Raw genomic sequence first — 22,566 nt, forward strand, 5'->3', positions numbered from 1 at the left:
GCAATCGGCCGCCTTCCGCCCGCATGGCCTGATCTCGAGCCGGGTCAGCTCGCGGGCGAGGCTGACCCGTCGCTTCGTCCTCAATCGATGTCGAACGACACGCCCTGCGCCAACGGCAGCGCTTTCGAATAGTTCACCGTGTTGGTGGCGCGGCGCATATACGCCTTCCAGGCGTCCGAGCCGCTCTCGCGGCCGCCGCCGGTCTCCTTCTCGCCGCCGAACGCGCCGCCGATCTCCGCGCCCGAGGTGCCGATATTGACGTTGGCGATGCCGCAATCCGAACCGTCGACGCCTAGGAAGCGCTCTGATTCCTGCAGGTCGCGCGTGAAGATCGACGATGACAGGCCGGCGCCCACGGCATTGTGCTGCTCCAGCGCCTCGTCGAAATCGGAGTATTTCATCACATAGAGGATCGGCGCGAAGGTCTCTTCCGTCACCGGCGAGACCTGGGCAGGCATTTCGACCAGTGCCGGATGCACGTAATAGGCGTCCGGATGGCCGTTCTCGACGCGCGTGCCGCCGGTCACCTTGCCGCCATGCGCTTCAGCCTCCTTCAATGCCTTCTGCATGTTGTCGAAGGCCGCCTTGTCGATCAGCGGACCGACCAGCGCCTTGCCTTCCAGCGGATTGCCGACCGAAACCGTCTCATAAGCCTTCTTCAAGCGCGGCAAGAGCGCGTCATAGACGCTGTCATGCACGAACAGGCGCCTGAGCGTCGTGCAACGCTGGCCGGCCGTGCCCATGGCGCCGAAGGCAATCGCCCGCAGCGCCATGTCGAGATCGGCGGTGGGCGTGACGATGCCGGCATTGTTGCCGCCGAGCTCGAGCACGGCGCGCGCAAAACGCCTGGCGAGCCTGGGGCCGACCTCGCGGCCCATGCGCGTCGAGCCGGTGGCCGAGACCAGCGGCACCTTCGGATGATCCACCAGCACCTCGCCGGCGGCACGGTCGCCGATCAGCACCTGGAGCAGTCCTGCCGGCGCATCAGTGCCGAAACGCTTGGCGGCGCGCTTGAAGATCGCCTCGCAGGCAAGCGCCGTCAGCGGCGTCTTTTCCGACGGTTTCCACACCACCGCGTCGCCGCAGACGAAGGCCAGCGCCGCGTTCCAAGACCAAACGGCAACCGGGAAATTGAAGGCCGAGATCACCCCGACGACGCCGAGCGGATGCCAGGTCTCCATCATGCGGTGTCCGGGGCGCTCGGTGGCGATGGTGAGGCCATAGAGTTGCCGGGAAAGGCCGACGGCGAAATCGCAGATGTCGATCATCTCCTGGACTTCGCCCAGCCCCTCGGACGGGATCTTGCCGACCTCGATCGACACCAGCCGGCCAAGCTCGTCCTTATGCGCGCGCAGCTCCTCGCCGAGCAGGCGCACCAGCTCGCCGCGCTTTGGCCCCGGCACCAGCCGCCAGGCCTGGAAGGCCTTATGCGCGGCATCGATGGCCTTGCCGGCGTCGGCGGCCGAGATCGACTTCAGCGCCGCGATCTGTTCGCCCGTCACCGGGCTGCGCACGATCAGGTCGCCCCCCGAAAGAGCATCTTTGGCGACGCCCAGTTTCTCAAGAAGTGAAGCGGTTTCCTTCGCTAACGTCATTTTTGTCCCTTTCATATCCCGCCGCTCATAGGGCGGGCGTGGAAGCCACGCGCCATGTCCGTGCCGTCGGGCACAGCCGGGCGCTTTCATGGCGTGGCATTACGCGTTTCGGGGGAAAACCGCTACCCCGGCATGGTCCAAGGCCGGATTGCGAAATTGGGCCAGACGGCGAAGCCGGATCAGCGCGCTTTTTGGAAGGAAGACTTCTCAGTGCTTTCCTTGATCAGCCGGTCGATATGCATGCGGATATGCGCCGCCTCGGCCGCGGTGTTGGCCAGGGCGATGGCGCGGTCGAAGGCGACACGCGCCTCGTCGTTGCGCCCAAGCTGCATCAGCAGCCCGCCCCTCAACCCGAAGAAGTGGAAATAGCCCGACAGCCGCTCTTCCAGCGGCTCGATCATGGCAAGCGCGGCTTCCGGGCCGCGCACCTTGCTGACCGCGACGGCGCGGTTGAGCGTTACCACCGGCGATGGCTGCATCTGCTCCAGCAGACCGTAGAGCAGGTCGATCTCGGTCCAGTCGGTATCCTCGGCCGTCGCCGCCCGCGCATGCAGCGCCGCGATCGCCGCCTGCACCTGATAAGGGCCGGGCTTGCGATGGCGCAGCGCCTTGTCGACCAGCGCCAAGCCCTCGTCGATCATCTTGCGGCTCCAGAGCGAGCGGTCCTGGTCCTCGAGCAGCACGATCTCGCCGTCTTCGTCGAAACGCGCCGGTGCCCGCGCATGCTGGAGAAGCAGCAGCGCCGTCAGCCCCATGATTTCAGGTTCCTGCTGGAACAGCCTGAGCAGCAGCCGGGCGAGCCGGATCGCCTCCTCGCACAGCGGCGCGCGAGCCGGCGCCTCGCCGCCATTGCTCGAATAGCCCTCGTTGAAGATCAGATAGACCATTGCGGAGACTGCGGCGAGCCGCTCCGAGCGCTCAACCGCGCCCGGCGTCTCGAACGGCACGCCGGCATCGGCAATGCGCGCCTTGGCGCGGGTGATGCGCTGTTCCATGGCGCTCTCGCCGACGAGAAAGGCGCGCGCGATCTGCTTGACGGTGAGGCCGGACACGATGCGCAGCGCCACCGCGATCTGCTGCGTCGCCGGCAAATCCGGATGGCAGCAGATGAACAGAAGCCGCAGGATATCGTCGCGATAATGCGCACCGTCCAGCCGCTCGGCCATATCGCCTTCGGCATCCTCGAGATCGGAAATCTGGTCCTCTTCCGGCATCGGCGCCTGCTTGGCGCGCTTGCGCACGGCGTCGATGCCGCTGTTGCGTCCAACGAAGATCAGCCAAGCCGCGGGATCGCGTGGCGGCCCGTTCTTCGGCCAGTTGTTGAGCGCCCTCAGGCACGCGTCCTGGAAAGCCTCTTCCGCGGCGTCGAGGTCGCGGAAGTAGCGCAGCAGCGCGCCCATCGCCTGCGGGCGGGCATTGCTGATCGCGGCGTTTATCCAGGCGAGTTCCGTCATACCGCGACCTTTGTCGGATTGAAGACCGAAACCGGCCGGATCTCGTAGGAACCGCCGCTCGGATTGACTTCGGAAAGCTCGCGCGCGAATTCGACGGCTTCGTCGAGATCGTTGCATTCGAGCGTGTAGAAGCCGAGGAATTGTTCCTTGGTCTCGGCGAATGGGCCGTCGAGCACGATCGATTCCCCTTTGACCTTTCGCAGCGTCGTGGCCGCCGTCGTCGGCAACAGGCGCGCCACCGGCCCCAGCCGGCCCGCCTTGGCGTATTTGTCCTGCACGTTGAGGAGCTTTGCCATGACCTCGTCGTCCTGTTCCTTGCTCCAGGAGCAGACGACGTCTTCGGAGGCGTAGCAGAGGATGGCGTAAAGCATGGCAGGTCCTTTCCGTATCAAAGGACGCGACACTAGGACCCTTCCCGACACCAGGTCGATAAAAAAATTTATCGAGGGATCACTGACTTGACGATCTCCGCAACCGCCTGTCAGGCGCCGCGAGCCTGCAGCCATCTGAGCACCAGCGTTTCTTCCTCGTCGAGACCGGGTATGACGCGCTTGCGCTTATTGGCTTCGGCCATTTCGTCGAGCAGGCGCCCGTTGCTCCACGCCTCGAACACCAGCGGGTGGATGTAGCATTTGCGACAGACGGCACGGGTGTTGCCCAACCGCTCGGCGACCTTGTCGACGATGCTGTTCATCACCCGGTTTTGCTGCGTTTTGCTTTCCGGCAGTTCGGTCTGCGCAAACAGCGAAGCGGCGTGGATGGTGCCGCCCCAGGTGCGGAAATGCCTCGAGCTGAATTCGGCGCCGGAGGCCTCGCGAATATAGCGGTTGACGTCCTCCGAGCGCACCGGCCGCCGGTCGCCGTCTTCATCGAGATACTGAAACAGCTTCTGTCCCGGCAGGTCCTGGGCGCCGCGCACGACCTTGGCTATCCGTCGATCGGCCAGCTTCAGCTTCCATTCCTTGCCCGACTTGCCCTTGAAGGCGAAGCGCAGGCTGGAGCCCGTGATCTCGACATGGCGGTCACGCAGCGTGGTCAGTCCGAAACTCTTGTTGTCGCGCGCATAGGCCGCGTTGCCGATGCGGATCATGGTGTTGTCGAGCAACCAAACCACAGAGGCGACGACGCGCTCCATCGGCAGCCCGCGGCGGCGCAGATCGGCATCGATCTGCCGCCTGAGAGTGGGCAGGCTTTGCGCGAAAGCAACGAGGCTGGAATATTTGACGCCGTCGCGTTCCTCGGTCCATTGCGGGTGATAACGGTACTGCTTGCGGCCCCGCTGATCCCGGCCTGTTGCCTGGATGTGGCCGTCCGGATCGGGTGATATCCATACATCCGTCCAGGCCGGCGGAATGACGATCGCCTTGATGCGGGCAAGTGTCTCCGCGCTGACCTTGCGCCCGTTCGGACCGACATAGGAAAATCCCTTGCCTTTTCTCAATCGTCGGACGCCGGGATCGGTGTCGCTGACATAGCTGAGCGACGCGCGCTCGGCCGAATCCTGCGCACCGTCTTTCCGGCTTCGGTCCTCGCCTGCCGGCCGGTCGACGCAGGATCGCGATTGTTGCAGCATGATGGCTCCACGGAAGTTCCCGTAGATAAGCCGCGTAACCGGCGGCTGGTTCCGAAACAGCTTTCAGTCCCGCCGCATGGCGGAGAGATCCGCCATCCAGAGCCCGCCGTCGTCGGCATGAGCGGGAACGTACTCTCGCCCGGCCGGCACGGCCTCGAGAACCATCCCCGACTCGTCCGCCAGATAGTCGTAGCCGATCTGCTGCAGCCGGCGATCCGGGTCGAGGCAATTGTAGAGGTCGCGACGCGCTGCGCGCCGCTTTGGCTCGATCATCTTCAAATGATAAAGATTGAGACCGCTATCCTCGAGCCTGAAGCCGATATCGTCGGGAAACCAGGCGCCGTGCAGTTCTTTCGATCGATAACGGTCAGGGGGATAGGCGGCAAAAAGCCTGTGCTGCATCTTCTGGCCCCAGCGACCGTCGATCCTGTAGCTGGCCGGCGTATACAGCTCCCGACAGCGGAACCCCCAGGCGATGCGCCTGGACCCGCTGGTCAGGCGGCCGATCCGGCCGGCAACGGCTTGTTCCAGCCTTTCATCAGGATCCATGGCCAGAACCCAATCGGCGCCGGCCTCATGGGCCGCGGCGATAAGCGCACGCCGCCTCTGCGGCTCGCTGCTGAAAAGCCCCTCCGAGGCGCGGTCGTCATAGGCGATCCAGCCGTCGACGACAGGCTCGAGATTGGCGATAAGGTCGGGCACGAGATGCTGATCGTAGCGGTAGCTGAAAACGGCGACGATTTTGCGCTGTGACCAAAACCATCGGCCGCGCCGCCGACGCGGCGGCTTCATCTCGATGGTGATCATCGCCGGTCCTCCGTCGTGTCGCCATGCCGGGCGCCGGCGGACGCCCCCAGCGATTTGGCGAACAATGCCAGCCACACGATTGGCAGCGACAGCCTTGCGAAGGTCCTGTCCTTGCCGGACAACCCCTCCTTGATCAGCTTGCCGACATTGCGCCGGTCGCGGAACACCTTTCGGAACGGACGCATGGGTTTTCCTGTGTCGAGGGACCGGAGATAGGCGCCATAGCGGCGCCCGCGGCGATACTGGTCGGCAAGCAAGCCGGACAGGCTCATCTCGTTGCGGTGAACGGTCAGGACCCTCGGTTCCCAGACCGGCCGCAGAGCCTCCGGCAGTCTGGCCATGAATTCGGTGTCTTCTCGGCCTTCAGCCCCTCGTCGAACGCTCCATATCGCTCGAACAACTTCCGGTCGAACGAAACGCCGTAGCACTGCGCCTTCCCGGCCGGGAGACCGGGCAGGCGTCGCATATAGGTGACGAGATGCGCCGCGCAGGCGACCAGATTGCGCGGATGGCTGTTGAGGACGGCGCTCGCCACAGCCGCGGCGCCCTCCCGGTGACGCTGCAGCCGGATTTCGGCCCATTGCGGACAGGCCAGGCAATCATCCGCGAGAAAGGCGATGAACGGAGCCTGCGTTGCAGCGATGCCGCGATTTCGCGCGGCCCCGGCAAACAACCGCTCCTCGACATCGATGACAGTTACGCCGATGCCGCAATCGGCAAGCAGCGCCATGGCGTTGCCGCCGCCGGAATTCACCACCACGATCTCGAGCGGAACATTCTGGTCGAGCACCGACCTTACCGCAGCCGCCAGTGAGGCGGGTGCCCGCAAACCAATCACCACGACCGCGAGATCCGGCCTTGCGGCCATCAGGCGCGTTGCAATTGGGCGGCCGGCGCCGAGAACCGGCGCCGCAACGCGATCTTCAGCCGATAGCGCATGCACCGCCAGACAGCCGCGCCCGTCCGTGGCGCAGCTTCGGCCACGCTGAGGAATCTTCCCGCCATATCGAAATCACCGCGCGCATAATGAACGCGCGCGATCTTCAAGGCGACGAGGCCTTCCCTGGTCTTGAGCGACCGCTCCGCGATGCCGCAGGACCGGAGCCGGCGCAGCGCCAGACGCCATTCGAGAAAGCAAGCGGCGGGCCTGATCGTGAAACGGTCGTCGGAACGCTCCGCCGAGACGAAATAGATGAAGATCGGTCGTGTCAGGACCGCAAGCGAGGCTTTGGCCATCAGGCGCGCCCAAAACAGCGTGTCCTCGTCATAGGCGAGCCCGGTGGGGAACCTCGTGTCGCCGACAACCCGCCGCGACACCAGAGCGCTGCCGACTGCGATCGACCGTATCCGCCCTTCGAGATAGGCGCAGGCATTGGCCGGTCCGCTTGCCATGTAGCCGCCCGGCAGCTTGGTCGACCGCTCCTCGCCGCTGACCTGTCTGCGGTAGGCGCCGACCACCATGTCTGCTCCTCGATCCCCTACGGCCTTGGCCAGCAGTGCGCGCAGGCCGCCTTCCAGATGAATATCGTCGGCATCGATCAGATAGATCCATGGAAAGCGGGCCTGCTCCAGAGCCAGATTCCTGGAGCCGCCGGCGTCACGGCAGCTCGATTTGACGACGCGCAGCGGCAACCCGCACCGTAACGACAAATCCGAGGCGACGGCCGCGGTGGCGTCGGACGACGAATCGTCAACCAGCAGCACCTCGCCGATAACTTCTTTTCCGAAACCAGTGAAGCGAGCGTCCGGGCAATCGTCCGAGCCGCATCATGTGCTGGTATGATGACGCTTACCGCTTCCAAATCTGTCTCCGCGCGCCATACCCACGCAGGCGCGCGCCCCCATCAATCCCGTGCCCAGGATACCGACGGCAGGCGCATTTGAGAAGCGCCCACGGGCAATCGGGTTGTCGTTACACCTTTTCGACGACGACCGGAATGACGTCGACCGCTTGCTCGCCGACCTGGCCGCCGGTGGTCTTCAACACGCCGACGATCGGCGCAACGTCGGAATAGTCGCGGCCGTAGCCGACCGTGATATGATCGTTGCTCGCCCGCATGCCGTTGGTCGGGTCGAACTCCTGCCAGCCGGCATCGCGTCCGCACCAGGCCTTGACCCAGGCATGCATGGCATCGGCGCCCTCGAGCCGAGGCTTGCCCTTGGGCGGGATCGTGCGCAAAAAGCCGCTGACATAACCGGCGGGAATGCCAAGCCCGCGCAGGCCGGCGATCATGATATGCGAGAAATCCTGGCAGACGCCGCGTTTCAGCGCGAAGGCGTCGCTTGCCCGCGTCTGCACCGTGGTTGCCTTGCCGTCATAGGTGAAATCCCGATGGATGCGGTTGCAGAGATCGGCCGCCGTTGCCACCGCCGAGCCGGCCAGGCTTTCCCGCGCATAGGCCGTGATCGCCGCTTCGATGCCGGCATGGTCGCTGGCGGCGAGGAAATGATGCGGCGCGGACGGCAATAGCGAGCGTACCAGATCGAGCTCCGACCTCAGCCCGCTTATATCGGGCGAGACATCGAGACCTGGCTCGGGCCGCGAGACAGACACGCGCGCGCTCATGCGGATGTCGAGCGTCTCATGCGCGTCGCGAAAAGCGATCGAGGTGACGTTGTTCCCGAAGAAATCGGAAAAATCGGCACGCTCGGCCGGCGACGGCTGGAACGACAGCGAGGCGGCGATCACGCGCTGCACTCCGGCGATCGTCTGCGGCATGACGCGCACCTGGTGCCGTCCGCCACCGGCGGCAGCGGCGTAGTCGTAATGCAAATGGAGTTTGATGTCGTAGAGCATTAGGGCAATTCCAGCAAAAAGGCGCAGCGGTTGGGCTCGGCGGCTTCGCCGTAGCCTTGCGTCCGGAATTGCGCAAAAACAGAGAGATAGAGCATTGAAGGCGATCCTTTTCGCTGGAAATGCTCTAACCGAAATAGGCCTTGGAGAGGCTGTTGTAGAGATCGCCGATCTGGCCGGCGAGGTCGTCGAGCGCCTTGGCGCTCATGTCCGATGGCTCCATGACGGCTATTGCCGTGTTGAGCCGCAGGATCTCCTTGGCGGCGGGTGACATGTGCCCCTCGCCGCCGATCGAAGGCAGCATGCCGATCTCGGCCTTCAGCCGCTCCAGCTGGAACAAGATCGAGCGAGGATTGAGCGGGTCGAGCGCGAGCAGGTCGATAACCGTGTGCCGCCCGGCCTGCACCGGATATTGCCGGCGATGGGTCATGACGCTGTCGCCGATCTCCAGCATCATGTCCAGCGCCCCTTCCGGCGCCTCATTCCTTGTCAGCTGGCTGAGCGTGCGCGCGATCTGGATGCCGCGTTCCAGCCTGCGGCCGATCTCCAGGAAGCGCCAGCCGGTGAAGCGGTACATGTTCTCGTGCAGCAGGCCGGAAAAGCCGGCAAGCTTGCGCAGCATCACCGTCATCGCCCGCGTCGCGTCGTCTCCGGGCGCGACCGTCTCCGCGAATTTGTGGATGGTCTTGGACAGATCCTTCAGCGCCAGCCAGCCATCGGGAGAGAAGCGGTCGCGAATCTGGCCGGCGCTGTAGACCGCGCTGTCCAAAGTGCCGATCAACCCCGGTGGTATCGCCGTTTCGACGTCGATGCCGAACGGTTCCAGATAGTCCCTGATATCGGCAAGCAGCGGCATATCCGGATCGGATGTCTCGGCAAGCCGCACGTGATAGGCGCGCAGCACGCGCACCGTGTCTTCGGAGCGCTCGATATAGCGTCCGAGCCAGGTCAGGTTCTCGGCCGCGCGGCTGGGCAGGCTGCCCGGCATGGTGCGGGTGAAGCCGTCATGCTCCTGCGGCAACAATGTCTCGCGCTCGACCGGCCTGTCGCTGACCACCCAGACATCCGCCGCCTGGCCGCCGCGCTGCATGGCAATCGCCGTCGGGTCGAGCGAAAATCCGACACGGGCGAAGCCGCCGGGCATCACCGTCCAGCCTTCCGGCGTGCGCGCCAGATAGACGCGCAGGCTGGCAGGCCGCGGCTCCAGTAAGCCGTCGACGAACACCGGCGTGGTCGACAGCGTCACGGCTTCCTGGCCGACGAAGCCGGCGCCGTCCGCCTCGATGCGCGCGATGAGCTCGGCCCGCTCGCCGGCCGAAAGGGACGATCCGAGCCGGGTCGCGCCATCGTCCTCGAAGGCAAGCCGGGTCGAGAGCGCCGGGCCGACCACCATGCGGTCGATATTGGCCAGCACATGCGCGCGCTCCGCCTCTTGCCCGCACCACCAGGTGGCGATGCTCGGCAGCTTGAGATTGTCACCTTGCAGTTCTCGCGCGATCCTGGGCAGGAACGACAGCAATGCCCGCGTCTCCATCAGGCCCGAACCCAGCGCATTGACGGCCGATACGGAGCCGCGCCGGATTGCCTCGACCAATCCCGGTGTGCCGATCTGCGAGTCCGGCCTGAGCTCCAGCGGATCGGCGAAAGCGGCATCGAGCCTCCGCCACAGGACGCCGATCGGCATCAGGCCGGAAACGGTTCGCACCATCAGCCTGCCGCCGGAAACGGTCAGGTCCTCGCCCTCGAGCAGCATGATGCCCAGATAGCGGGCGATATAGGCGTGCTCGTAATAGGTTTCGTTGAGCGGTCCCGGCGTCAGGATGGCGACGCGGCCGCCCGACTCCCTTGCCATAGCGTTCAGCGCGTCGCGGAAGCGGCGGAAAAAGCCGGCAAGCCGATGCACATGCATCTCGCCATAGATATCCGACAGCGCACGCGTTGTGGCGACGCGGTTCTCCAGCGCGAAGCCTGCGCCCGACGGCGCCTGGGTGCGATCGCCCAGCACCCACCAGCGGCCGTCCGGGCCACGGCCGAGCTCGAAGGCGACCATATGCAGAAAATGCCCGTTGGCCGGCCGGACGCCGGCTATCGGGCGCAGATATTCCGGGCTGGCTGCAATCAGGCCGGCCGGCAGAATGCCTTTCTCGACCAACCGGTTCGGCCCGTAAATGTCGGACAGGATCGCCTCGAACAGGTCGGCGCGCTGGACGAGGCCGGCGCTGATCTCGGCCCATTCCTTCTCGTCGATCAGCAGCGGGACATGCGCGAGCGGCCACTCCCGCTCATTGGCGCCAGCCTGCTCATAGACACGGTAATAGACGCCCGCATCGCGCAGATACTGGTCGGCGCGGGCAAACCGCTGCCCGAGCCGATCCGCCCCGAGATCGTCGAGCGCGTCGATGAAGGAGCGCCAGGCCGGGCGCGGGCTGCCGGCCGCGTCGACCATCTCGTCGACGACGCCTTCGATCGGTCGGTAGCGTTCCAGCAGGCTCGGCGCCCGCGGCCTGCCGCCCGCCCGTCTCTGATTCCCCTTGGCCATTGTCGATCAGAATCTCGCCGGCTGCCTGAGGTCAAGGGTCATGGGGAACTCTTCAGCAGCTTCTTCGTCACGCAGCACATAGCCGCCCGGCGTGTGGCCGCGCGGTTCGAACCGGGCAAGCCGTCGCGCCTCGGCCTCGTTGCCGTTGACTGGGAAGGTGTCGTAGTTGCGGCCGCCCGGATGCGCGACATGGTAGACGCAGCCGCCGACCGAGCGGCCCGACCAGCGGTCATAGATGTCGAAGACCAGCGGCGTGTTGACCGGCAGCGCCGGATGCAGGCCCGACGCCGGCTGCCAGGCCTTGAAGCGAACGCCGGCCACCGCGATCTCGCGATTGTCGGTGACCTTCATCGGCACGAGGCGGCCGTTGCAGACGATGGCGTGACGCTCCGGATTGAGGCCTTCGGTTCGCACCTGCAGCCGCTCGACCGAGGAATCGACGAAGCGGACCGTGCCGCCGATAGCGCCCTGCTCGCCCATCACATGCCACGGCTCCAGCGCCTGCCTCAACTCCAGCTTGACGCCGGCATGTTGGACCTCGCCGCAGAACGGGAAACGGAATTCGAGCTGGGCCGCGAACCATTCGGGGCGGAAATCGAAGCCGTTCAGCTTCAGATCCTCCAGCACGTCGAGGAAATCCGCCCAGACGTAGTGCGGCAGCATGAAACGGTCGTGCAGCGAGGTGCCCCAGCGCACGAAGCGGCCGTCGAGCGGGTTTCTCCAGGCGCGGGCGATGATCGCGCGCACCAGCAATTGCTGCGCGAGGCTCATGCGCGCATTGGGCGGCATCTCGAAGCCGCGGAACTCGACCAGGCCGAGCCGGCCGGTCGGGCCATCCGGCGAGAACAGTTTGTCGATGCAGATTTCCGAACGGTGCGTGTTGCCGGTCACGTCGGTCAAGAGATTGCGGAACAGCCGGTCGACCAGCCAAGGCAAGGGCGCCTCGCCCTTGTCAGGATGCGGCACCTGCGCCAGCGCGATCTCGAGCTCATAGAGCGAATCGTGCCGCGCCTCGTCGATGCGCGGCGCCTGGCTGGTCGGGCCGATGAACAGGCCCGAAAACAGGTAGGACAGGGACGGATGCCGCTGCCATTGCAGCACCAGGCTCTTCAGAAGGTCTGGCCGGCGCAGGAACGGGCTGTCATTGGGCGTCGCGCCGCCGACCACGACATGATTGCCGCCCCCGGTGCCGGTGTGGCGGCCGTCGATCATGAACTTGTCGGTGCCGAGCCGCGATTGCCGCGCTTCCTCGTAGATAGCCGTGGTGGTGGCAACGCATTCCTGCCAGTTGGCGGCCGGATGGATGTTCACCTCGATGACGCCGGGATCGGGCGCGACGCGGATGACGTTGAGGCGTGGGTCGTGCGGCGGAGCATAGCCCTCGATATGCACCGGCAACCCGATGGCCTTGGCAGCATTTTCCGCCGCCGCCACCAGTTCGAGATAGTCCTCCAGCGCCTCGACCGGCGGCATGAACACACAGAGCCTGCCGTCGCGCGGCTCGACGGTGAGTGCGGTCCGCACCGCGCCGCCGATCTCGGTCAGTCGCTGCTCGACCCGGTCCTGCTGGGCCGTGGCGGCAGTGAAGGAGGCCTCCGCCTGCTGACGCGCCATTTCGTCCGCGCCGCCGGCCGGAGTTTCCGGCAGGATTTCGGTGCGCGCCGGCAGCGGGCCACGTGGCACTGAGGGGTCGACGGGGACGATGTAAGGGAATTGCGCCGGCGGAACATAGGGCAACGTACCGAGCGGCAAGCGGTAGCCGACTGGAGAGTCGCCCGGCACCAGAAACAGGCGCCCGCGCCTGGTCTTCCATTTTTCCGAGCGCCAGCGCTGTCCAGCGGCCTGGCTGTTCCAGCGCTGCACCGGCAGCACATAGCCTGACGGCTTGGTCAGGCCGCGCTCGAAGACACGCGCCATGCGGCTGCGCTCTTCCGGGTCCTCCAGCTTCGAATTGGACGGATCGACATTGTCCGGCAGCTTGCCTTCCTTGAGCAGCCACTCGCCCGGATCCTCATAGGCCTCGCCGACCATCGCCTTGTCGATGCCGAGCTCGCCGGCGATCGCCGTGAGCAGGCTTTCGGCCTGTTCGGGTCCGATGGCGGCGCTGCTCGTCTCGCGCGCGATCAGCGACGGATCGCGCCAGATCGGCTCGCCATCGGTGCGCCAGTAGAGCGAGAAGGTCCAGCGTGGCAGGCTCTCGCCTGGATACCACTTGCCTTGGCCGTAATGCAGGAATCCGCCCGGCGCAAAGCGCTCGCGCAGCCGGCGGATGAGCTGGTCCGCCTTGTCGCGTTTGGTCGGACCGACGGCCGCCGTGTTCCATTCCGCGGATTCGAAATCGTCGATCGACACGAACGTCGGCTCGCCGCCCATGGTGAGCCGCACGTCGCCGTCTTTCAGCACCGCGTCGACCTTTTCGCCCAGTCGATCGAGCGCCTCCCAGCTTTCGTCCGAAAATGGCTTGGTGATGCGCGGATGCTCGGCGATGCGGTCGACCCGCATGTCGAAGTTGAAATCGACATTGGCGAAGCTCGCCATGCCTGAGATCGGCGCGGCATTGCGGAAATGCGGCGTCGCGGCAAGCGGCACATGGCTTTCGCCGGTGAGCAGGCCGGAGGTCGGGTCGAAGCCGATCCACCCGGCGCCCGGAATATAGACCTCGCACCAGGCATGCAGGTCGGTGAAGTCGACAGCGGTTCCCGGCGGTCCGTCGAGCGAGACGAGATCCGGCTTCAACTGGATCAGATAGCCGGAGACGAAGCGCGCGGCGACGCCCAGATTGCGCAGGATCTGCACCAAGAGCCAGCTCGAATCCCGGCAGGAGCCCTTGCCGGCGGCCAATGTCTCCTCGGGCGAATAAACACCCGTCTCCATGCGCACGATATAGGCGATCTCGCGCTGCAGCCTTGCATTGAGGCCGACCAGGAAATTGACGGTATTTGTCGGGCTGCGGTCGATCGTCCGAAGGAATCCCGTCAACAGCGGCCCGGCCGGCTCCGGCGCGCGGTAGATGGCGAGGTCTTCCCTGATCTCCTCCGGATAGTCGAACGGGAAAGTCTCGGCGCTCTCCTCGACGAAGAAGTCGAACGGGTTATAGACCGTCATGTCGGCGACGAGGTCGACCTCGATCTTCAATTCCGTCACCGGCTCCGGGAAGACGAAGCGGGCGAGGAAGTTGCCGTAGGGATCCTGCTGCAGGTTGACGAAGTGGTTTGCCGGCTCGACCTTCAGCGAATGGCTGAGCACCTTGGTGCGCGAGTGCGGCGCCGGCTGCAACCTGATCACCTGGGGACCGAGCACCACCGGCCGGTCATATTTGTAATGGGTCAGGTGATGAACGGCTGCCTGAATTGCCATGGTGCCCCGGAGTTCGGCGTTTCAATTCGCCGAACCCTGACATAGATGCTGGCCATTCTCCAAGCAGAGATGTTGCGCTGCACCTCATTTAAGCGGCCTTGCCGGCTTAGAAAAACGCCTGGATCCCCGTCTGCGCCCTTCCGAGGATCAGCGCATGCACGTCATGCGTGCCCTCATAGGTGTTGACCGTCTCCAGGTTCTGCGCGTGGCGCATCACGTGATAGCCGATCTGGATGCCGTTGCCGCCATGCATGTCGCGGGCCTGGCGGGCGATGTCGAGCGCCTTGCCGCAATTGTTGCGCTTGACGATCGAGATCATCTCCGGCGCCATCTTGCCTTCGTCCATCAGCCGGCCGACGCGCAGCGAGCCCTGCAGTCCGAGCGCGATCTCGGTCTGCATGTCGGCGAGCTTCTTCTGGAACAATTGCGTGCCGGCGAGCGGCTTGCCGAACTGTTTTCTGTCGAGGCCGTATTGCCGCGCCCGCTGCCAGCAATCCTCGGCCGCGCCCATCGCTCCCCAGGAGATGCCATAGCGCGCCCGGTTGAGGCAGCCGAACGGACCGCCGAGGCCCTTGGCGTTGGGCAGCAACGCGTCTTCGCCGACCTCGACGCCTTCCAGCACCACCTCGCCGGTGATTGACGCCCGCAACGACAACTTGCCGCCGATCTTCGGGGCTGACAGTCCCTTCATGCCCTTTTCCAGTACGAAGCCGCGGATCTCATCCTTGCCGCTGTCGCCCTTCAGCTTCGCCCACACGACGAAGACGTCGGCGATCGGCGCGTTCGAGATCCACATCTTGGAGCCGGAGAGCCTGTAGCCGTTCGCGGTCTTCTCGGCGCGCGTCTTCATGCCGCCTGGATCGGAGCCGGCGTCCGGCTCGGTGAGCCCGAAACAGCCGATCCATTCGCCCGATGCCAGCTTCGGCAGGTATTTCTTGCGCTGCGCTTCCGAGCCATAGGCATGGATCGGATACATGACCAGCGAGGACTGCACGCTCATCATCGAGCGATAGCCGCTATCGATACGTTCAACTTCCCGCGCGACCAGCCCGTAGGTCACATATCCGGCGCCAAGCCCGCCATATTCTTCCGGAATGGTGATGCCGAGCAGGCCCGCTTCGCCCATCTCGCGGAAGATCGACGGGTCGGTCTTCTCGTCGGCATAGGCTTCCTCGATTCGCGGCGCCAGCTTGTCGGCGGCGAAGGCGGCAGCGCCGTCGCGCACCATGCGCTCGTCCTCGGAAAGCTGGTCCTCGATCAGGAAAGGATCGTTCCACACGAAGGCGTTCTTCTCGGCGGCCATGGCCTCGATCTCCCGACATATTGTTGAGGTGGCCGGCTTATCGGACTCCGCGTGCAAAAAATCAAACGAAATTGCATCACGGATCAATGATCGTTAGTAATGGATCATGAATGTCCAGCGCCGCCTTCTACCCAACACCGCCGCCCTCGCCGCCTTCGAAGCGGTTGCGCGTCTCGGCTCCTTCACCGCCGCCGCGCGTGAGCTCGACCTGACGCAAGGGGCTGTCAGCCGGCAGATCAGCCTCCTAGAAGAGCAATTCGGTCGCCGGCTGTTCGAACGCGACAGCCGCAATGTCCGGCTGTCGCCGCCCGGCGAGATCTATGCCGAAGCGGTGCGCTCGGCGCTTGGCCAATTGCGCGACGCAGCACTTGGATTGATGAGCAATCGGCATAGCGGCGTTCTCAACCTCGCCATCCTGCCGACCTTCGGCACACGCTGGCTGATGCCGCTGATCCCGGATTTCGTCGCCCGCCATCCCGATATCACCATCAACTTCGCCACCCGCATCGGACGCTTCGACTTCGCCCGCGAGCGGCTGGATGCCGCCATCCATCACGGCATGCCCGACTGGCCGGACGCCGATTGCACGCTCTTGATGCGCGAGACCGTAATGCCGGTGGTTTCGCCCGAATTTTTGGCCAGCCGCGACATCGCCACAGCGGCCGACATCAGCCGTCTGCCGTTGCTGCATATGGCAACCCGCCCCGGCGCCTGGAGCGAGTGGTTCGAGCATCAGGGGCTCGAGGCCCCGACCGGGCCCGGCATGCAGTTCGAGCAGTTCGGCACGGTCGCGCAGGCTTGCATGGCCGGCCTCGGCGTGGCGCTGCTGCCGGAAATCCTGATTGCCGGCGAATTGCAGCGCGGCCAGCTGATGCCGGCGCCGGGCACGCCGATGCAAAGCCACAGCGCCTATTACCTCGTCGTGCCGCACGACAAGCGCGGCCACCCGCCGGTCGCCAGCTTTCGCGACTGGCTGCTGGGCCAGATCGGCAAGGAGCCAGCAGTGCTCGCGTGGTAGCTATTTGCGCTTCATCGCCTCGGCGAGCGCCGCACCGAGCGCGCCCTGCGACGGCCGCTCCAGCTGGCGCTGCGGCGCTGGCGAGCGCGGCGCCGGCTTGCTGCCGCCGTGATCGCGCTGGCCGCCACGGGGCGCCCAGCCCTCGCCGCCATCCTTGCGCATCGACAGGCCGATGCGCTTGCGCTTGATGTCGACATCGACGACCCGCACCTTCACGACATCGCCGGCCTTCACCACTTCATGCGCGTCCTTGATGAAGCGGTCGGCCAGTTGCGAGACATGCACCAGCCCATCCTGGTGCACGCCAATATCGACGAAAGCGCCGAAGGCGGCGACATTGGTAACGGTGCCTTCGAGCAGCATGCCCGGCTTCAAATCCTTGATGTCGTCGACACCCTCGGCAAAGGTCGCCGTCTTGAAGCCGGGGCGCGGGTCGCGTCCGGGTTTTTCCAGCTCGGCGATGATGTCGCGCACAGTCGGCAGGCCGAAACGCTCGTCGACGAAGACGCGCGGGTCGAGCGCCTTCAGCGCGGCGCTGTCGCCCATCAGCGCGCGCACGTCGCGGCCGCAAGCGGCGACGATCTTCTTCGCCACGCCATAGGCTTCCGGATGCACCGATGACGCATCGAGCGGCTCTGTCCCGTTCGGAATGCGCAGGAACCCGGCACTTTGCTCGAACGCGCGCGGCCCGAGCCGCGCCACCTTGAGCAGGTCCTTGCGGCTGGCAAACGGCCCGGCCGCGTCGCGATGCGCAACGATCGCCTCGGCCAGCGACGGCCCGAGTCCCGACACGCGCGCCAAAAGCGGCGCCGACGCCGTGTTGAGGTCGACACCGACAGCGTTCACCGCATCCTCGACCACCGCCTCCAGCGAACGGCCGAGCCGGTATTGGTCGACATCATGCTGGTACTGCCCGACGCCGATCGATTTCGGCTCGATCTTGACCAGCTCGGCCAACGGATCCTGCAGGCGTCTGGCGATCGACACCGCGCCGCGCAGCGACACATCCAGGCCCGGGAATTCCGCCGCTGCCGTCGCCGAGGCCGAATAGACCGAGGCGCCAGCCTCGCTGACGATCACCTTGAGCGGCTTCGGCCCGGCACCTGCCGGCAGGTCCGAAAGCATGTCGGCCACCAGCTTCTCGGTCTCGCGGCTGCCGGTGCCGTTGCCGATGGAGATCAGCTCCACCTTGTGCTGGCGGATCAGGGCGGCGAGCTCGGCCTGCGTGCCGCGCACATCGTTCCTTGGCGGGAACGGATAGACGGTGGTGGTCGCCACCAGCTTGCCGGTGCCGTCGACCACTGCAACCTTGACGCCGGTGCGGATACCCGGGTCGAGTCCGATGGTCGGTCGCGAACCGGCCGGCGCCGCAAGCAAAAGATCTTTCAGGTTGCGGGCAAAGACGTGGATCGCCTCCTCCTCGGCGCGCTCGCGCAGGTCGCGCATCAGATCAAGCGTTAGATGCAGCGACAGTTTTATCCGCCAGGTCCAGCCGGCTACCTCCATCAGCCACTTATCGCCGGGAAGGCTGCCGCCAATCGCATAGGCGTTGGCGATCATGCGCTCGACCGGCTTCACCGGCGATTGATCGTCCGCATCGACCTCGATGTCGAGCGACAGCACCTCTTCATTGCGGCCGCGCAACATGGCCAAGGCACGGTGGCTGGGCACGCCAGACCAGCGCTCGACATGGTCGAAATAGTCGGAGAATTTCGCGCCGGCCTCCTGCTTGCCGTCGACGACTTTTGCGCGCAGGAAGGCGCGTTCCTTCATATAGGCGCGCAACTTGCCGACCAGATCCGCATTTTCGGCGAACTGCTCCGACAGGATGTCTCGCGCGCCTTCAAGCGCCGCCTTGGCGTCGGCCACCTCTTCCGTGACATAGGCGAGCGCAAGCTCGGCCGGAATTTTCGAGCGATCAGCGAGGATCGCCTCTGCGAGCGGCCCGAGCCCGCGCTCCCTGGCGATTTCGGCCTTGGTGCGCCGCTTCGGCTTATAGGGCAGATAGATGTCCTCGAGCTCCGCCTTTGTGCCGGCCGCGGCGATCTTGGCTTCCAGCTCCTCGGTCAGCTTGCCCTGCTCTCGGATCGAGCTGACGATCGTCTCGCGCCGTGCGTCGAGCTCGCGCAGATAGCCGAGCCGCTCGGAAAGGTCGCGCAATTGCGTGTCGTCAAGCCCGCCGGTGACTTCCTTGCGGTAACGCGCCACGAAGGGGACTGTCGCGCCTTCGTCGAGCAGCCCGATTGCCGCCGCGGCCTGTTCCGGCCGCGCGCCGATCTCGGCCGCGATGATTGCTGCGATGCGTTTGATGTCCGATGCCATGCTGGTCCCTGCGGAAAAGAGCGGCGACCATAGGCCGGGATGCCGGCTGCGCCAACCGCAATGGTTTCATCACGCGCCGAAGGTCCACAGAAAACAGCCCTTGGAACCAGCCTCTGGCCGGCTCAAACCATGCCGCTCAACGCCTCGAAGAACGCCACGAGCTCCCCATCCAGCTTATCGTCCACGGGCTCCCGCTGTGACGACATCTTGGCGATGACCACTTCCGTCTTCGGATTGACGTAAAGCCACTGGCCGTGAATGCCGATGCCGCAGAAGGCGCCGCTGTGGTGGCCGGTCTGATACCATTTGTTGCGGTAGCGTCCCTTCGGGAACAGGAACGCCATCGTGCCGCGTTGCCAGGCCTCAAAGCTGCCGCCGGTGGCGACCGTATCGCGCACCCAGGCTTCCGGCACGATGCGGCGGCCATTAGCCGTGCCGCCCTGCCGCATCATCTCGCCGATGCGGGCAAGGTCGCGCGGCGTCATCGACATACCGCCGGCGGTGCGCGCCGTGCCTTCCATGTCGACGGTCACCGACATCTCGCTTCCAGCACCGAGCGGCTGCCACAGTTTCTCGCTGAGCAGGTCGCTGACACGCCTGCCGGAGGCCCGTTCGATCAGGATGCCGAGCACGTCTGAATTGGGCGAACGGTAGCGATAGGTCTGGCCATGCGGCTCGGCAAGCCGCCGGATGGTCATAAGGAACGCGGCGAGGCTTTCGGACCCGCCGCCGGGGTTCCACAGTGTCGAGCGGCGGTAGCGGGCGAAGGCGCTTTCCGGATCGAGATAGGCTTCCTCGAAATCGAGGCTGACCGTCATGTCGAGCACGTTGCGCACGCTCGCGTCGCCATAGGCTGAGCCCTTGGCTTCAGGGATGTAGTGCGTTACCGGCGCGTTGGGATCGAACAACCCCTCGCCCTCCAGTATGCCTGCGAAGATCGCCGTCACCGACTTGCTGATCGAAAAGATGATGTGGCGCGCTCCGAACGGCATATGCGGCGCCGACCAGTCGCCGAAAGGCTTGCCGGCCTTCAGGATCGTCAGCCCGTCCGTGTTGGAACGCTTCAGGAAGCTCTCGACGGTCTCGCTGCCACCGGCGAGCGATATCTTTTCCTCAAGCAATGCGCCGAGCGATTTCGCTTGGCTCTCGCCGGCGGGCGCCGCCGCGATATGCGCGCTCGGCACCAGCTCGCCGACATTCTGGAACGACCATCGGTTGAACGGCGAAAGCCGCCAGTTGTCGAGCCGCACATCCTTGCGGGCAAAGCCGTATCTGGCCTCGAACGCGGTCTTGCCGCTCATGATGCTCTCCCGGATCTTGTTTTGCGGTTTCAGGCCAGCGCGGCGGCGATGGCATGCACCGCCTTCTGCGTCGCCACCGAATAGGCGGAATTGACGAAATCCGGATAGCTCGAAAGCTTCATAACGACCATCCTGTGTTCCCAGCTCATGTGGATCAATTGGCCGAACACGCCGCGGCACATCAACGAGCGTGAGTGCGGATCCTCGATCCAGAACTGGTTGCGGTAGCTGCCGTCGGGAAGGCTCGGGCTGAAATTCGGCCAGTGCTTGCCGCTGCGTGTCGCCTCGATCCAGTCGGCCGGGATCACCCCGCCGCCATTGTCGAGGATCAATTGCCCGAAGCGGCCATAGTCGCGCAGCGTCGCATTGAAGCCGCCATCGGCCAGCGCATAGCCGGCGCTGTCGACGGTGAAGCAGGCGCTCTCGTCGGCGCCGAGCTTCTGCCAGAGCTCTTCCGAGACCAGCTGCGCCAGGCGCTTGCCGCTCACCCGTTCCATGATGAAGGCGAGCACGTCGGTCTCGATCGAGCGGTATTCGAACGCTTCGCCATGCGGGCGCACTCTGTCCTTCAGCCGCAAGATCAGCTCGAACAGGTGCGACGGCCACGCGAAGTGATCGCTGCCCGGCGGGATCGGCTTCCAGCCGGTCGCGACATCGACCTGGCCGATATCGGAATAGCGGTCGGTATATTCCTCGGAAAAGCGCACACCCGTCGTCATGTCGAGCACATGCTGCACCGTGGCGCCGGCCCAGCCGGTCTCGCCGAGCTCCGGCAGATGGTCGGTGACCAGCTTGCCCGGATCGATCAGGCCGCGCCCGACCAGGATGCCGCACACCGCTCCGGTAACCGACTTCGCCATCGATTGCGACAGATGCAGCGTGCGCTCGTCCATGCCGTTGAAATAGCGTTCATAGGCGATCCTGCCGTCCTTCAGCACCAGAAAACCGTCGGCATAGGTTTCGTCGAGTAAGCCGGCAAGCGTCGTCGGCGCTCCGTTGCTGTCGGCCACCGGCAGATCGTCGAGGTCCACCTCCGCGCGCTCGAGGCGATGGCGATGGCCGCTGCCCCGCCACACCTCGATGGTCGGCAGGAATTCGCGGATGTGCTGGAAGGCCCAGCGGTTCCAGGGCGGCCGATCCCAATCGAGCTTCGGCGGCACCAGCCTCGGCGGCGAGCCCTGCATGATCGGCGGCCGCGGATCGGAATTGCGATAGGATTGCATGAGACCTTTCCTGCCGCCCTATGTGGCTGCCGCACTCCATTTGCCGGGAGAGAGCCTCAGCACGGCGGACGAGAAGCCCAAATGATTTTCGGGTGAAGAAGGCCAGAAGACATGGCGATGGGCAGCGCCAGCGGGCGGTCTGGGGCGGCGCAAACGCTGCGAATTCACGCCGCCCCATATCTGACCCTTTGTCTGGCTCCGCCTCTCCTGCAGCTGGGAAGAAGCAAGAGTGCCGTTACTTCTGAAGATCCGTCCAGATGCGCGTGTAGATTTGCTGCACCTCGGGCGAGCAAGGGGTCATGAACTCGCCCACCTTCTCGAACTCTGGCGGCACCACCAGTTCGGGCGCATTCTTCATGTCCTCGGGCATGAATGCCTTCGAACCCTTGATGCCATTGGCATATTTGGCGAAGGCGGAGATCATGGCGGCGTTCTGGGGATCCATGATGAAGTTCATGAACAGCTTTGCGTTCTCGACGTTCTTCGCGTCCTTCAGGATGGCGACACTATCCATGAAAAAGGGGAAGCCCTCCTTCGGATAGCCGAACTTAATGTCGGGGTTCTTGATGCGCGAGCGCATGATGGCGCCGTTCCAGTAGTAGACGGCGGAATAGTCGCCGGCCGGCAGCTTCTCGGTCACGCTGTAGTCCATGGCCAGCCATTTCGGCTTGGCCTCGACCAGCTTGTCACGCACCTTCTTGAGCAGTTCTTTGTCGTCGGTGCACCATTTGCCGCCCAGATACTTAATAGCGGCGAACATCACATCGTTCATTTCCGGCGCGACGTTGATCTTACCCACTAGTTCCTTCGGAGGGTCGAGGAAGATGGCCGAGGTATTGATGTCGCCGCCATAGACCTTGGTGTTGACGCCTATGCCGGTCAGACCCCACTGCCACGGGACGGTATAGTGGCGGCCCGGATCCCAAGGGACATTTACCCAGCGCTCATCGACATTCTTGAAGTTTTCCATCTGGTCGGGCCGAGCCTCGAGCAGAAGTCCTTCCTTGACCCAGATCGGCACGTAATTGGCCGAAGGCACCACGATATCAAAGCCGTGACCGCCGGCGCGCACCTTGGCGAGCGCGGTATCGTTGGAATCGTAGTCGGTGACCGTTACCTTGATCTTGTATGTGTCTTCGAACTTCTTGATCATCTCGGGGCTGGTGTAGTCACCCCAATTGAAGATGTTGAGTTCGCCGTCGGCGTACGCACTGCCCGCAAAGGCAAACAATGCAAATACCGCCGTGGCGGCCGTTGTCTTCCATTTCATTGCGATTCTC

General features: G+C 64.8%; 17 protein-coding genes. 1 reads left to right on the forward strand and 16 read right to left on the reverse strand.

Annotated elements, in window-relative coordinates; all coding sequences use genetic code 11:
- Window positions 1–80: 80 nt before the first annotated feature.
- The 12 genes from LB520_RS05350 to LB520_RS05405 form a co-directional block, all read right to left on the reverse strand.
- The gene (locus LB520_RS05350) at window positions 81–1,595 is read right to left on the reverse strand and encodes an aldehyde dehydrogenase family protein (RefSeq protein WP_224636713.1); all 1,515 of its coding nucleotides are present in this window, start codon (window positions 1,593–1,595) and stop codon (window positions 81–83) included.
- A gap of 179 nt (window positions 1,596–1,774) precedes the next feature.
- A complete protein-coding gene (locus LB520_RS05355) occupies window positions 1,775–3,049 on the reverse strand; it encodes an RNA polymerase sigma factor (protein WP_224524412.1) in 1,275 nt (424 codons plus the stop codon).
- The gene (locus LB520_RS05360; RefSeq protein ID WP_095766415.1) at window positions 3,046–3,420 is read right to left on the reverse strand and encodes a YciI family protein; all 375 of its coding nucleotides are present in this window, start codon (window positions 3,418–3,420) and stop codon (window positions 3,046–3,048) included. Before LB520_RS05360 ends, LB520_RS05355 begins: the two co-directional genes overlap by 4 nt.
- A 110-nt stretch (window positions 3,421–3,530) precedes the next feature.
- The gene (locus tag LB520_RS05365; protein ID WP_224636714.1) at window positions 3,531–4,622 is read right to left on the reverse strand and encodes a DNA topoisomerase IB; all 1,092 of its coding nucleotides are present in this window, start codon (window positions 4,620–4,622) and stop codon (window positions 3,531–3,533) included.
- A 63-nt stretch (window positions 4,623–4,685) separates the two neighbouring features.
- Window positions 4,686–5,429: a hypothetical protein gene (locus LB520_RS05370; protein ID WP_095766413.1), complete on the reverse strand. Its 744-nt coding sequence runs from the start codon at window positions 5,427–5,429 to the stop codon at window positions 4,686–4,688.
- Entirely contained in the window at window positions 5,426–5,770 is a 345-nt protein-coding gene (locus tag LB520_RS05375) for a hypothetical protein (protein ID WP_224636715.1), read from the reverse strand. Before LB520_RS05375 ends, LB520_RS05370 begins: the two co-directional genes overlap by 4 nt.
- Window positions 5,719–6,297: a glycosyltransferase gene (locus LB520_RS29340; RefSeq protein ID WP_224636716.1), complete on the reverse strand. Its 579-nt coding sequence runs from the start codon at window positions 6,295–6,297 to the stop codon at window positions 5,719–5,721. The genes LB520_RS05375 and LB520_RS29340 overlap by 52 nt, the downstream gene beginning before the upstream one ends.
- Window positions 6,297–7,133: a glycosyltransferase family 2 protein gene (locus LB520_RS05385; RefSeq protein WP_224636717.1), complete on the reverse strand. Its 837-nt coding sequence runs from the start codon at window positions 7,131–7,133 to the stop codon at window positions 6,297–6,299. The genes LB520_RS29340 and LB520_RS05385 overlap by 1 nt, the downstream gene beginning before the upstream one ends.
- A 208-nt stretch (window positions 7,134–7,341) precedes the next feature.
- The gene (locus tag LB520_RS05390) at window positions 7,342–8,226 is read right to left on the reverse strand and encodes a transglutaminase N-terminal domain-containing protein (RefSeq protein WP_224636718.1); all 885 of its coding nucleotides are present in this window, start codon (window positions 8,224–8,226) and stop codon (window positions 7,342–7,344) included.
- 124 nt (window positions 8,227–8,350) lie between these two features.
- Window positions 8,351–10,762 carry a circularly permuted type 2 ATP-grasp protein gene (locus LB520_RS05395; RefSeq protein WP_224636719.1) on the reverse strand — a complete coding sequence of 804 codons (2,412 nt, stop codon included), beginning with the start codon at window positions 10,760–10,762 and terminating at the stop codon, window positions 8,351–8,353.
- Between the two features lie 6 nt (window positions 10,763–10,768).
- Entirely contained in the window at window positions 10,769–14,119 is a 3,351-nt protein-coding gene (locus LB520_RS05400; protein ID WP_224636720.1) for a DUF2126 domain-containing protein, read from the reverse strand.
- Between the two features lie 106 nt (window positions 14,120–14,225).
- Window positions 14,226–15,422 carry an acyl-CoA dehydrogenase gene (locus tag LB520_RS05405; protein ID WP_224636721.1) on the reverse strand — a complete coding sequence of 399 codons (1,197 nt, stop codon included), beginning with the start codon at window positions 15,420–15,422 and terminating at the stop codon, window positions 14,226–14,228.
- Between the two features lie 106 nt (window positions 15,423–15,528).
- Here LB520_RS05405 and LB520_RS05410 point away from each other — a divergent pair, with 106 nt between their 5' ends.
- Window positions 15,529–16,440 (forward strand): LysR family transcriptional regulator, encoded by a 912-nt coding sequence (locus LB520_RS05410; protein ID WP_224636723.1) that lies wholly within the window; start codon window positions 15,529–15,531, stop codon window positions 16,438–16,440.
- Here the strand turns inward: LB520_RS05410 and LB520_RS05415 are convergent, their stop codons facing one another.
- From LB520_RS05415 to LB520_RS05430, 4 genes are all read right to left on the reverse strand, one after another.
- Window positions 16,441–18,762 carry a Tex family protein gene (locus LB520_RS05415; protein ID WP_224636724.1) on the reverse strand — a complete coding sequence of 774 codons (2,322 nt, stop codon included), beginning with the start codon at window positions 18,760–18,762 and terminating at the stop codon, window positions 16,441–16,443.
- 122 nt (window positions 18,763–18,884) lie between these two features.
- Window positions 18,885–20,063: a serine hydrolase domain-containing protein gene (locus LB520_RS05420; protein ID WP_224636725.1), complete on the reverse strand. Its 1,179-nt coding sequence runs from the start codon at window positions 20,061–20,063 to the stop codon at window positions 18,885–18,887.
- A 29-nt stretch (window positions 20,064–20,092) separates the two neighbouring features.
- Complete coding sequence (locus LB520_RS05425) at window positions 20,093–21,286, reverse strand: serine hydrolase domain-containing protein (protein ID WP_224636726.1); 1,194 nt, start codon at window positions 21,284–21,286, stop codon at window positions 20,093–20,095.
- A gap of 235 nt (window positions 21,287–21,521) precedes the next feature.
- On the reverse strand, window positions 21,522–22,556 hold the full coding sequence (locus LB520_RS05430) for an extracellular solute-binding protein (RefSeq protein ID WP_224636727.1): 1,035 nt from the start codon (window positions 22,554–22,556) through the stop codon (window positions 21,522–21,524).
- Window positions 22,557–22,566: the final 10 nt, after the last annotated feature.

Origin of the sequence: Mesorhizobium sp. CA12, assembly GCF_020165255.1 — a bacterium.
GTDB lineage: Bacteria > Pseudomonadota > Alphaproteobacteria > Rhizobiales > Rhizobiaceae > Mesorhizobium.